11 protein-coding genes are annotated in these 12436 nt (G+C 66.1%); 8 read left to right on the top strand and 3 right to left on the bottom strand.

Annotated elements, in window-relative coordinates:
• The first annotated feature begins 268 nt into the window (after positions 1 to 268).
• The 4 genes from ACZK5G_RS20730 to ACZK5G_RS20715 all read left to right on the top strand — a co-directional run bounded on the left by ACZK5G_RS20730 (position 269) and on the right by ACZK5G_RS20715 (position 4816).
• Positions 269 to 1144 (top strand): tryptophan 2,3-dioxygenase, encoded by an 876-nt coding sequence (locus tag ACZK5G_RS20730; RefSeq protein WP_478464626.1) that lies wholly within the window; start codon positions 269 to 271, stop codon positions 1142 to 1144.
• A gap of 181 nt (positions 1145 to 1325) precedes the next feature.
• A complete protein-coding gene (locus tag ACZK5G_RS20725) occupies positions 1326 to 2825 on the top strand; it encodes a peptide MFS transporter (protein ID WP_014038761.1) in 1500 nt (499 codons plus the stop codon).
• Positions 2826 to 2844: 19 nt separating this feature from the next.
• A complete protein-coding gene (locus ACZK5G_RS20720) occupies positions 2845 to 3450 on the top strand; it encodes a thioredoxin family protein (protein ID WP_336685333.1) in 606 nt (201 codons plus the stop codon).
• Between the two features lie 226 nt (positions 3451 to 3676).
• A complete protein-coding gene (locus tag ACZK5G_RS20715; protein WP_478464624.1) occupies positions 3677 to 4816 on the top strand; it encodes a hypothetical protein in 1140 nt (379 codons plus the stop codon).
• 31 nt (positions 4817 to 4847) lie between these two features.
• On the opposite strand, the gene ACZK5G_RS20710 is transcribed toward ACZK5G_RS20715, so the two are convergent.
• The gene (locus ACZK5G_RS20710) at positions 4848 to 5903 is read right to left on the bottom strand and encodes a PDDEXK nuclease domain-containing protein (protein WP_478464623.1); all 1056 of its coding nucleotides are present in this window, start codon (positions 5901 to 5903) and stop codon (positions 4848 to 4850) included.
• Between the two features lie 382 nt (positions 5904 to 6285).
• Positions 6286 to 6843: a MarR family winged helix-turn-helix transcriptional regulator gene (locus tag ACZK5G_RS20705; protein ID WP_005411341.1), complete on the bottom strand. Its 558-nt coding sequence runs from the start codon at positions 6841 to 6843 to the stop codon at positions 6286 to 6288.
• 66 nt (positions 6844 to 6909) lie between these two features.
• Here ACZK5G_RS20705 and hppD point away from each other — a divergent pair, with 66 nt between their 5' ends.
• Positions 6910 to 8022: a 4-hydroxyphenylpyruvate dioxygenase gene (hppD, locus tag ACZK5G_RS20700; protein ID WP_014038757.1), complete on the top strand. Its 1113-nt coding sequence runs from the start codon at positions 6910 to 6912 to the stop codon at positions 8020 to 8022.
• An 85-nt stretch (positions 8023 to 8107) separates the two neighbouring features.
• The gene (gene hmgA, locus ACZK5G_RS20695; protein WP_478464621.1) at positions 8108 to 9415 is read left to right on the top strand and encodes a homogentisate 1,2-dioxygenase; all 1308 of its coding nucleotides are present in this window, start codon (positions 8108 to 8110) and stop codon (positions 9413 to 9415) included.
• Positions 9416 to 9496: 81 nt separating this feature from the next.
• Here hmgA and ACZK5G_RS20690 read toward each other — a convergent pair whose 3' ends face one another.
• Positions 9497 to 10030, bottom strand: coding sequence for a hypothetical protein (locus ACZK5G_RS20690; protein WP_478464619.1), 534 nt, complete (start codon positions 10028 to 10030; stop codon positions 9497 to 9499).
• 125 nt (positions 10031 to 10155) lie between these two features.
• Here ACZK5G_RS20690 and ACZK5G_RS20685 point away from each other — a divergent pair, with 125 nt between their 5' ends.
• Together ACZK5G_RS20685 and ACZK5G_RS20680 are read left to right on the top strand one after the other, a co-directional pair.
• Entirely contained in the window at positions 10156 to 10809 is a 654-nt protein-coding gene (locus ACZK5G_RS20685; protein WP_478464618.1) for a hypothetical protein, read from the top strand.
• 73 nt (positions 10810 to 10882) lie between these two features.
• The gene (locus ACZK5G_RS20680) at positions 10883 to 11848 is read left to right on the top strand and encodes a sodium:calcium antiporter (RefSeq protein ID WP_478464616.1); all 966 of its coding nucleotides are present in this window, start codon (positions 10883 to 10885) and stop codon (positions 11846 to 11848) included.
• The last annotated feature ends 588 nt before the right edge of the window (positions 11849 to 12436 follow it).

Below are 12436 nucleotides of genomic sequence, written 5' to 3'. Positions count from 1 at the left end.
AATAGCCTTCCTGCGCCGCAACACGGCGATTCCCCGTTTTACCCCTGCCGGCGGGTGGGGGGCCAATAACAACAACGTATTCAGTCGTTGCTGCAAAGCATCAGAATACGCCTCTGGCTGACCGCCAGTACAACGGCGCGGACGGTTCCACGCGCAGCCCCGGCATCAGCCGATGCTCCACGACCAACCGCACGCCCCGGTATGGACCCGGCGGCTGCCAGCGCGGCGGCAACGCGCTACCCTTGCCGCCCCCGATCTGGTCCCGCCCATGTCCGTCGACAACAACCAACGCGATCTCGAAGCCGGCATCCACACCGACCTGCAGGGACGCCTGACCTATGGCGGCTACCTGCGGCTGGACCAGCTGCTCAGCGCGCAGCAGCCGCTGTCCAACCCGCCGCACCACGACGAGATGCTCTTCATCATCCAGCACCAGACCTCGGAGCTGTGGCTGAAGCTGCTTGGCCATGAGCTGCGTGCCGCAATCGGCTTCCTGCAGCGCGATGAAGTCTGGCAGTGCCGCAAGGTGCTGGCGCGCAGCAAGCAGGTGCTGCGCCAGCTGACCGAGCAGTGGTCGGTGCTGGAAACGCTGACCCCGTCCGAGTACATGGGCTTCCGCGACGTGCTGGGCCCGTCGTCGGGCTTCCAGTCGCTGCAGTACCGCTACATCGAGTTCCTGCTGGGCAACAAGAACGCACAGATGCTGCAGGTGTTCGAGCACGATGCGGCCGGGCAGGCGCAGCTGCGCACCGTGCTGGAGGCGCCCAGCCTGTACGAGGAATTCCTGAAGTACCTGACCCGTTTCGGCCACGCCGTCCCGGCGGTGTACGAGGCCCACGACTGGACCCAGCCGCATGTGGCCGATGACGCACTGCAGCCGGTCTTCGAACGCATCTACCAGGACACCGACCGCTACTGGCGCGAGTACTCGCTGTGCGAGGACCTGGTGGACCTGGAGACCGCGTTCCAGCTGTGGCGATTCCGACACATGCGCACCGTGATGCGGGTGATCGGCTTCAAACGCGGCACGGGCGGCTCGTCCGGCGTGGGCTTCCTGGCCAAGGCGCTGGAACTGACCTTCTTCCCTGAACTGTTCCAGGTGCGGACCAGCCTGCAGGCCGGGCCCCCGGCAGAACAGGGCTGATCCGTATTCAGCTTGGATCCCGGCCGGCGGCTGGATCGTTTCAGATGCAAGTTCAGGGAGCAGGCTGGCACCTGCCTCAAACGGCGTGTATTTGACGTGAACGCCAGAAGTCGGTGATCCTCGCGCGTTGCTCCAACTGCACATCGGACGTGCTCGTCATCCACCGAACCAGGAAATCCGCATGAGCGTAAACGCCACTGCGAACACCCCAGAGCCGGCGCTGCCGGACTTCAAGACCACGCTGGGCCACCCGCGCCCGTTGTGGATGCTGTTCATGACCGAGTTCTGGGAGCGCTTTGCGTTCTACGGCATCCGCTGGGCCTTGGTGCTGTACATCGTCGCCCAGTTCTACAACGGCAGCGCTGCCGGTGAAGGCGACGCCAGCCGCATCTACGGCGCCTACCTGGCCCTGGTGTATGCCGCAGCGATCTTCGGTGGCTACGTGGCCGACCGGGTACTGGGTTATCAGCGATCGATCCTGACCGGCGCGATCATCATGGCCGCCGGCCTGTTCATGATCTCGCTGCCGCAGGAGCACATCTTCAAGCTCGGCCTGGCCACGATCATCGTCGGCAACGGCCTGTTCAAGCCCAACATCTCGACCATGGTCGGCAAGCTGTACGGCCTGAAGGACGAGCGCCGCGATTCGGGCTTCACCATCTTCTACATGGGCATCAACATCGGCGCGATGATCGCCCCGGTGCTGACCGAGTACCTGGCCCGCAAGGTCTTCGGTACCGACGCGATGCCGTCCTACAAGGTCGTGTTCATCGCCTCGGGCGTGGGCATGCTGATCTCGCTGGTGTGGTTCTACATCGGTCGCGCCGGCCTGAAGGGCATCGGTGCACCGCCGGCCGGCGCTGAAGGCTTCGGCCGCATCATCATGGTGCTGGCCGGTGCCGTGGTCGCCATCCCGGTCGCCTACTTCCTGCTGGCCACCGGCGCCACCGCACTGGCCTGGATCCTGGGCGCGATGTTCACCGCGCTGGCCATCCTGCTGCTGGTCGAGGGCATCCGCGAGGGCAAGGTGCAGCGCGACCGCGTGATCGCGATGCTGATCATCTTCGCCTTCAATGTGATGTTCTGGATGTTCTTCGAACAGGCCGGCAGCTCGTTCACCTTCCTGGCCGAGAACATCGTCAACCGCCAGTTCGGTGACTGGACGTTCCCGACCGCGTGGTTCCAGTCGGTCAACTCGGTGGCCATCATCACCCTGGCGCCGATCATCGCCTGGATCTGGGTGGCCATGGGCCGCGCCAATCCGTCCATCCCGCGCAAGTTCGGCCTGGGCCTGCTGTTCAACGGCGCCGCCTTCGCGCTGCTGATGTTCGCCCTGTCGCAGATGGTCGTGGACGGCAAGATCCCGTTCTGGACCCTGTTCATGGTCTACGTCATCCAGTCGGTGGGTGAGCTGTGCCTGTCGCCGATCGGCCTGTCGATGGTGACCAAGCTGGCCCCGGTGCGCCTGGTCGGCTTCGGCATGGGTGGCTGGTTCCTGTCCACCGGCATCGGCAACAACCTGTCGGGCATCTTCGCTGGCGTGGTCAGTGGTGAAGGCGGCATGACGGTCGAGTCGGCCCTGAAGGGGTATACCTTCGGGTTCTGGGCCCTGATCGGCTCCGGCGTGGTGCTGTTCCTGGTGGCCCCGCTGATCAACAAGCTGATGCACGGCGTCAAATGATGATGAGAGGGTAGTAGGCATGCGCAGCAAGCTCGGTGGTGCAGTGGTGGTGGTCTGTGTGGCGCTGATCGGCGCCTGTTCCCAACCGCAACCGCCTGCCGCCGCCGAGCCTACGCAGCCTCTGGATACCCGACCCACCGAGCCACCGGTCGCTGACCCCAGCGAACCGGTGGCCTCGGGCAACACCCCGGTGGCGGCGGACATCGCCGCCATCGCAGGGCTCGGCGCGCAGTTCGACCCGGCCCGCAACCCCGCCGACGATCTGGCCACCGCCAAGGTGGAAGCCCAGCGCGGCAAGAAGCGCATCCTGCTCGAGGTCGGCAACGCCGCCTGTGAGCGCTGCCGGGCGCTGGACGAGGTGGTGGAAGGCAACGGCGACCTGCGCCGCTTCCGCGATGCCCACTACGTGTGGGTGAAGGTCAACACCAGCGACGAACAGCCCAACACCGCTTTCTTCGCCCAGTTCCCGATGATGGAACGCGACTACCCGTACCTGCTGGTACTCGATGCCGATGGCGGACTGCTGGTGTCGCAGGCGACCGGCGAGCTGCGCAAGGGTGAAGCCTTCCAGCCCGCGCGCGTGACCGCGTTCCTCAAGCAGTGGGCACCTGACAAACCGGAATAGGGTAGTGCCGGCCGCTGGCCGGCCGCTTCGGTGGATGCCGACGGCTGACCGCCACCCCCGGTGGGTGCCGACCGTTGGTCGGCACTGAGGCACATCCACGCATGAAGTGGGTCGATTGCGCGCGCCGTCACACTCTCTGAATCGGCGTCTCAACTTCACCGCACGTACGCCGTTACCGGCAAGGACCTCAGTCGACATCCCGTCGATGCAACCTTCCGGAACGCCCATGCACAGCGACCACGCCGAACGACTGCCCGAACCTGCCAGCGACCTGGCCGAGGCTGGGGCAGGCGAGGGCGTGACCCTGCCGCCGCAGGAGGCGTTGCTGGATGACGCCGGTACCGGCGAGGACACCGTTGAACTGGCACCGCCGCGTCACCGCCTGCCGCAGATCGCGCTGCCCGACAACGTGGTGCTGAAGGGGGCGGTGCAGAAACTGGTCGAGCAGAAATCACGGCTCGATGCATTGGCCGCCGACGGCCAGCTGGCCGGGCTGCTGCCGCCGGAATGGCAGGGCCATGGCGTGCGTGCGATCGAACTGTCCACGTTCATCCAGGGCGTGCTGCCGTTCCTGCAGCCGGGCGAACGCGGCGAAACCGCGCCCGCGCGCCTGCCGGTGCGCCATGTGCTGGGGGACGACAGCCGCTGGGGCCTGGAGGACGTCTCTGAACCAAAGTCGCTGGCCTGGTACCTGGCCAGCGACGAGCGCGCCACCGCCGGCAGCAAGGACGTGGCGGAGGCCTATCTGGTGGGTGCATTGGGGCTGGCGTGGATGCAGGAAGGGCGCAGCCGCCCCGGCTTCCTGCGCGCGATGGGCCAGGACAGCCTGGCGGCGCGGGTGACCATGCTCGGCTACCCGCCGGCCAACGAACTGGCGCTGTACAGCGTCACCGCGCACGGCCAGCCGCAGATCTGGTGCGTGCATGGCCGCCGCCGCATGCGCCCACTGGTGGCGCCGTGGCTGAGCGTGCCGCTGCTGACCGCCTATGGCGTGCCGGCGCCGGTTGCGTGGCCGTCCAGTTTCCCGCCGGTGGAGGCGGTGGCCGAACTGCTGGCGACTACACGGCAGGGGCGTGCGCTGCCGGAGGTGGACCTGGGCAAGGTCGTGGCGAAAATCGCCGAAGACACCGCGTCTGACGCCTGGCAGCCGGTCAGCCTGCTGCAGCTCAACACCTGGTCACCGCGTTGGCACTTCTTCCTGGGCACCTTCGTCGGCCTGCCGTCGCTGCTGCTGGTGGCTGCCGCGCTGGCGCTGCCGGGCGCGGTTGAAGCGGCCACGGTTGCCGCATCGCTGGGCTTCGCCGGCGGTGCCATCGCTGCGCTGGCGGTGCCGTGGATCCATGCGCGGCGCAAGCATCTGAGCTGAAGCATGAGCGCCATCCACGCGCGGCGTGGATCTACAGGGGGCCGGGTGCCGCGGTCTGCAGCTTTTGCCGGGCCCGCTCCATGGCGGTCTGCAGTCTTTGCTTGAGGACCTCACGAGAGGGCAGCGTGGTCAGGTATTCCGCAACATGGATGCCTGAGCGATCCAGCTCCAGCAATTCGATCTGACCCGCCTTTTTCCCCGTGCAGAGGATGATGCCCAACGGCGCCTGCTCGCCGTCCTCACGTTCGTAGCGGTCCAGCCAGCGCAGGTAGAGTTCCATCTGCCCTTTATAGGCGGGCTTGAACTCGCCGATCTTCAGCTCGATGGCGATCAGCCTGCGCAGACGCCGGTTGTAGAACAGCAGGTCCAGGTGGAAGTCATCGCCGTCGATCTGGATGCGCTTCTGGCGGGCGACGAAACTGAAGCCCGTGCCAAGTTCGAGCAGGAAGCCCTGCATCTCGCGAAGGATCGCGCTTTCAAGGTCTTGCTCGTCCCAGCTGTCCTTCAGGCCAAGAAAGTCCAGTACGTAGGGATCACGCAGTACCAGCCCTGGAGACAGCTGCTGGTTGCCACGCAGTGCCGCCAACTCATCGGCGATGGTCTGCTCGGGTTGACTGGAAAGCGCCGTGCGCTCGTACAACATCGAATCGATGCGCTGGCGCAGCATGCGCACACTCCAGCCCTCGGTGGCGGCCATCTGCGCATAGAAGTCACGCTTGAGCGGATCCGCCAGGGGGATCAGTGCGATGAAGTGGGTCCAGCTCAATTGTCGTATCAGCGATACGACAATCTGCTCGTCCGCAAATGCGGTGGAGAACTGCACCATCCGGCGCAGGCTCTTTTCACCGAAGGAGGTACCGAATTCGGTCGTCAGCGCCTTGGCTATCCGGGTGAAGACAAGCTCTCCGTAGCGGGCCCGTCGGCCCCTCAACTGATCAGCGTGGATGCGCCGCCCGATCCGCCAGTACAACAGCGTGAGCTCGCTGTTGATGGTTCTGTGCATCCTGTTGCGCGCAGCGCAGATCAGCTCTCTGAGATCGGCCAGCAATTCCTGGCCATGCGGCAGCGTTGAATGCGAGTCATCCATGAGGGGGCCCGTCCGATGTGGATCCGTGGCCGGGCTGATACCCGTTGAACGTTTACCGTCAGGCCGCACACGTGAGCAGTCCAATAGGAGAATTCACTGGATCAGCCCGTTTCGATACACCACCCTGGCGGAAACGGGCCGTATCGGGCCAATGCGGAAATGTCGCCGGGCGAGGGCGACACTTCAGGACGGGACCTGCGGGGGGGGTAATGCGTCCGATGGCATCGTTTGCGGTCGGTCCGCAGTCCGCCAAAGAGCGGGTCCCGTCAGATCAAAGGGGGCGGACGACAATCGCCCAGCCACTGTTCCGCTGCCGGTCGGGGTCGGAACCCGCGATCTGGGGGGCCAAAACGACTTAATCCCCTCCGTCCCCTTTTTTCTTTCAGACCCCTTCGCCCATCCGCTCCAGGCCTTCGCCGGCCAGGCGCAGGATCAGTTTTTCCAGCACCTGCTCTTCCTCTTCGCTCAGCACCGACATCAGTTTGCGGGTGATCTCGATCACCATCGGCGCGATGGTCTCGTAGACCTCGAAGCCGGCTGCCGACAGCGCCAGCACCGAGCGGCGGCGGTCGTCGCCGTGGGTCTCGCGCTTGATGAAGCCGCGCTCCAGCAGGCGGGCCACGGCACGGCTGACCGCCACCTTGTCCATCGCCGTGCGGTCGGAGACCTCGCTGGCTGAGGAGCCCGGGTACAGCGCCAGGATGGTGATCACCCGCCACTCGGGAATCGCCAGACCGTAACGATCGCCGTATAGCTTGGCGATGTTGCCGCTGACCCGGTTGGACAGCACGCTCAGCCGGTACGGCAGGAACTGTTCCAGGTCGAGCAGGACGTGCGAGGAACGCAGGCGGGTCGAAACGGGATCGGCGGGGCTCATGTTGCGGTGCACCTTGCTGGTGGTTTCAAGTGTAACTATAAGGGGTAGGTCCAGACCCTGCATTCTCGCCGGGTCCCTACCTGCCCGCACCTGGTTTGTACCGATGCGGTACCGATTCGGAGCCACGCCATGAATACCGCAGTCCCGACCGCCTCGCACCCCAACCCCGGCATGCAGGTCACCACCTTCGAGAACCCGATGGGCATCGACGGCTTCGAGTTCGTCGAATTCGCCGCCCCGGCCGGCCGTGGCCAGGAGCTGCACGAGTACTTCCGGAAGATGGGCTTCAGCGCGGTGCTCAAGCACAAGCAGCGTCCGATTACCGTCTATCGCCAGGGCGACGTCAACTTCCTGGTCAATGAAGACCCGGATTCGTTCGCCTCGGACTTCGCCGAAAAGCACGGCCCGTGCGCCTGCGGCTTCGCCATCCGCTTCAAGAAGCCGGGCGCGGAGGTCTACCAGACCGCGCTGGGCAACGGCGCCGAAGCCATCGCCTTCAAGCCGGACAGCAAGGCGGTCAGCGCGCCGGTCATCAAGGGCATCGGCGACTGCATGCTGTACCTGGTCGATCGCTATGGCAGCGCCGGCAGCATCTTCGATGGCGATTACGAGCCGATTGCCGGTGCCGACCTGCACCCGGTGGGCTTCGGCCTGACCTTCATCGACCACCTGACCCACAACCTGTACTTCGGCAACATGCAGCAGTGGTCGGATTACTACGAACGCCTGTTCAACTTCCGCGAGATCCGCTACTTCGACATCAAGGGGCTGAAGACCGGCCTGGTGTCCAAGGCGATGACCGCGCCGGACGGCATCGTGCGCATTCCGCTGAATGAATCGTCCGACCCGAAGAGCCAGATCAACGAGTACCTGGACGCGTACAAGGGCGAGGGCATCCAGCACATCGCCTGCTTCACCGAGAACATCTACGAGACCGTCGAAGCGATGCGCGCGCAGGGCGTGGACTTCCTCGACACGCCGGAGACCTACTTCGACGTGATCGACCAGCGCGTGCCGAACCACGGTGAAGACGTGGCGCGCCTGGCCAAGAACAAGATCCTGATCGATGCCGATCCGGAAACCCACCAGCGCAAGCTGCTGCAGATCTTCACCCAGAACTGCATCGGCCCGATCTTCTTCGAGATCATCCAGCGCAAGGGCAACGAAGGCTTCGGCGAAGGCAACTTCACCGCGCTGTTCGAAAGCATCGAGCGCGACCAGATCCGCCGCGGCGTGCTGTAAGGTCTGCAGGCAATGTCGGCCTCCCGCCGACATTGCCTGTCCGAATGGTAGTGCCGGCCGCTGGCCGGCAATCTCTGGAGTTTCCATGTCCACCGCCATCACCGCCCGCGGCTACCAGTCCGGTTTCGGCAACGAATTCGCCACCGAGGCCGTCGCCGGCGCGCTGCCGGTCGGGCAGAACTCGCCGCAGAAGGTGGCCCACGGCCTGTACGCCGAACAGTTGACCGGCACCGCCTTCACCGCGCCGCGCGGCAGCAACCGCCGCAGTTGGCTGTACCGGATCCGCCCGGCGGTGACCCATGGCGAGTTCACCCCGTTCGCGCAGTCGCGGTTGCAGTGTGATTTCGGCGCACAGCCGGCCTCGCCGAACCAGCTGCGCTGGAGCCCGCTGCCGCTGCCGGAATTGCCGACCGACTTTGTCGAAGGCCTGTACACGATGGGTGGCAACGGCTCGCCCGACGCGCATGCCGGCGTGGGCATCCACCTCTATGCCGCCAACCGCGACATGGTCGGCCGCTACTTCTACGATGCCGATGGTGAACTGCTGATCGTGCCGCAGCTGGGCGCGCTGCGCCTGCTGACCGAGCTGGGCGTGATCGAGATCGAGCCGCAGCAGATCGCGGTGATTCCGCGTGGCGTGCGCTTCCGCGTCGAACTGCCCGATGGCCCGAGCCGTGGCTACATCTGCGAGAACTACGGCGCGCTGCTGAAACTGCCGGACCTCGGTCCGATCGGGTCCAACGGCCTGGCCAACCCGCGCGACTTCGAAACCCCGCACGCGGCGTTCGAGGATGTCGACGGTGATTTCGAACTGATCGCCAAGTTCGAGGGCCGCCTGTGGCGTGCGCCGATCGACCATTCGCCGCTGGACGTGGTGGCCTGGCATGGCAATTACGCGCCGTACCGCTACGACCTGCGCCGCTTCAACACCATCGGTTCGATCAGCTACGACCACCCGGATCCGTCGATCTTCCTGGTGCTGCATTCGCCCAGCGACACGCCCGGCACCAGCAACATGGACTTCGCGATCTTCCCGCCACGCTGGCTGGTGGCGCAGAACACGTTCCGTCCACCGTGGTTCCATCGCAACATCGCCAGCGAGTTCATGGGCCTGGTGCATGGCGCCTACGATGCCAAGGCCGAAGGCTTCGTGCCGGGTGGCGCATCGCTGCACAACTGCATGAGCGGCCACGGCCCGGACGCGCCGACCTTCGACAAGGCCTCCAATGCGGACCTGTCCAAGGCCGATGTGATCAAGGACACGATGGCTTTCATGTTCGAGACCCGCGCAGTGATCCGCCCGACAGCACAGGCGCTGGCCGCCGGCCATCGCCAGGGCGATTACCAGCAGTGCTGGAACGGCCTGCGCAACAACTTCCGGTCGTCCCGCTAGCTTGGTGGGTGCCGACCTTGGTCGGCACGGATCCTGATCGCATCCACGCCATGCGTGGATGCTCTCCGCCGGAACCTGCGCTTACGCCACCTCCGCGAACGCGTCGCAATGCTCCAGCGGCAGCGCTTCCAACAGGCGCTGGCGTACGCGCTGGCAATAGCCGTCCGAGGTCAGCCCGGGCAGCATCTGCATCGCCGACTGCAGCCGCTGCAGCACCTCGTCTTCCGCACGCGCCTGCTGCAGGTCGCGGAACAGTGCTGCCGCCTGCGGGTGGCGCTGCATCTCCAGGATGCCCAGCACATAGATGCGCGCGGCCACCAGCGAGCGGCGGCGTTCGACCGCGGATGCAGCAAGCGCTGCAGGTGCGCCTGCCGGCGGTGTGGGCACCGGCGCTACCGCGGTTGCGGGCGACGGTGCTGGGACGCCAGTGCTCAGGTACCCCGCCTGCACAAGCTGGATGACCATCGCAGGTGCGTCCTGGCCGAGCAGGCCGGTCAGGTCGGCAATGGTGCGCTGGCCGTCGCACAGGATCAGCAGCCGTCGCTGGCGCATGTCCAGCGGCGCGCGGTGGGCCTGCAGCGCGGTTCGGGCGAGATCGGTCTTGCGCGGTTGCATGGAAGGGACGGCCAGATCGGTGCTCGCCGAGCCTGAACGAAGGCGATGAAACCGCGATGACAATGCAGCGCCTGCACACAGGATGGGCTAGCGTGCAGCCACCTTCGTGCCAGGGAACCGCACCGATGAAGCACCTTCCGCTTGCTGGTCTGTTGCTCCTTTCGCTCACCGCCTGCGGCGGCCAGGACAAACAGGGGGCGGCCGGCAGCGGCAGCGATACCCCGGCCGAAACCGCCTCGGCGACGGGGCCCGCGCAGTCGACGGATCCTGATCTGGCAGCCCGTCCAGCCAATGACCGCCGCGAGGACAGTCCCGCGCACCTGGAGGGCTTCGCCGGCGCGAAGCTGGGTGCCGGCATCGCTGAGGTCCGCAGTGGCTTCGGCGCGCCGTTGCAGGGGCTGGGCACCGATGCCAGTGGCAAGCCGCTGCCGGTCGACGACAGCAACGATGGCTGCTATTTCCTGCGACCGCAGGATGCCGAAGACCCCCGCCTGATGATCGAAGGCCGCAAGCTGGTGCGCTACGACGTGCGCAGCGCCGACATCATCGCACCGGGCGGCGGCAAGGTCGGCATGACCCTGGGCGAGTTGCAGGTGCTGTACCCCGAGCGCGGTGACGTCGGCCCCGACAAGTACGACGAGAAGGCCCAGCACCTGCGCGTGCGTCCGGCGCAGGAGGGTGGGGCGGTGATCGACTTCGCGCTCGGTGCCGATGGCCGGGTCAATGCCTGGCGCGTCGGGCAGACCCCGCAGGTCGATTATGTGGAAGGCTGTGGCTGATCCTTGATCCACGGCCCAGCCATGCGCGCGGGGCCAGCGTAGAATCGCGCCACGACCGCTGGGGGAGTGCTCGATGATCGCCATTGCCATTGCCTGGTTCCTGCTCGGCCTGCTGCTGCTGGCGCTGGGCGGGGACTCCATCGTCAAGGCCGTGTCCGGCCTGGCGCAACGTTTCGGGGCCAGTCCGTTCACGGCTGGCCTGTTGCTGCTCGGGGTGACCACTTCGCTGCCGGAACTGGCGGTCAACGCGCGCGCGCTGGCGGTCGGTCAGCCGGAGCTGGCGCTGGGCAACGCGGTGGGCAGCAGCATCGTCAACCTGGGCCTGACCCTGGCCGTGGCGGCCATGGCTGCGCCACTGCTGCTGCGCGCGCGCCTGCAGACGGTGCTGTGGTGGTCGCTGCTGGCGGCCGGCGTGCTGCTGATCCTGTTCGGTCTTGATGGTGGCCTGGCACGCTGGGAGGGCGGCGTGCTGCTGGCCGGCTTCATCGTGGTGCAGGTGCTGCTGCTGCGCCGTGGTCGCAGCGAGAGTGCGGAGGTGCAGGCGGTCATCGCCGAGTCCGCACTGAGCCGCACCAGCCTGCCGTTGAATGTACTGCGGGTGCTGATCGCCGCGCTGGCCCTGTACTGGGGCGCACGCCTGGTGGTGGGGGCCGCAGCGGACTTCGGTACTGCACTGGGTTGGACACCGCTACTGGTCGGTCTGCTGCCGGTCGCGATCGGTACCGCGCTGCCGGAGGTGGCAACCGCGATTGCTGCCGCACGCCGTGGTCATGGCGACATGGTGCTGGGCCACGTGCTGGGTTCCAGCGTGGTCAACCTGTTGCTGGTGATTGGTGCGATGGCCGTACTGCAGCCGCTGGCCCTGCCGGCCTCGTTCGTGCGCCTGGAATTGCCGGCGCTGCTGGCCTTCGCACTGGTGCTGTACCCCATGCTGCGCGGCGACCTGAAGATCAGCCGCGGCGAAGGCGCGATCCTGCTGGTCGCGTTCGCGGGCTGGTTCGTGCTGGAGCTGCTGTTGGTGGGTGCCCCGGCGTTGTAAATCCAGGCCATGCGTGGATGCGGTTGGTTCTGTGCTGACCAACGGTCGGCACCCACCACCGATCACCCGGTAGCTGCCAACCTTGGTTGGCACTCGGGGAAACAGAGCGCCGACCAAGGTCGGCCTCTACCGGGCATTGCAGTCGGTAGATCCACGCCATGCGTGGATGCGGTTGGTTCCGTGCCGACCAAGGTCGGCACCCACCACCGGTCACCCGGTGGGTGCCAACCTCGGTTGGCACTCAGGGAAACAAAGCGCCGACCAAGGTCGGCCTCTACCGGGCATTGCAGTCGGTAGATCCACGCCATGCGTGGATGCGGTTGGTTCCGTGCCGACCAAGGTCGGCACCTACCGGTCACCTCGCCGATGATGCGGTAGCTGCCAACCTTGGTTGGCACTCGGGGAACAAAGCGCCGACCAAGGTCGGCCTCTACCGGGCATTGCGGTCGGTAGATCCACGCCATGCGTGGATGCGGTTGGCTCCGTACCGACCAACGGTCGGCACCCACCACCGATCACCCGGTGGGTGCCAACCTTGGTTGGCACTCGGGGAAACAGAGCGCCGACCAAGGTCGGCCTCTACCGGGC

It is taken from the genome of Stenotrophomonas sp. 62841_Sma (genome assembly GCF_056482945.1).
The sequence above is the reverse complement of the archived record's forward strand: the minus strand, read 5'-3'. Positions and strand labels throughout refer to the sequence as shown.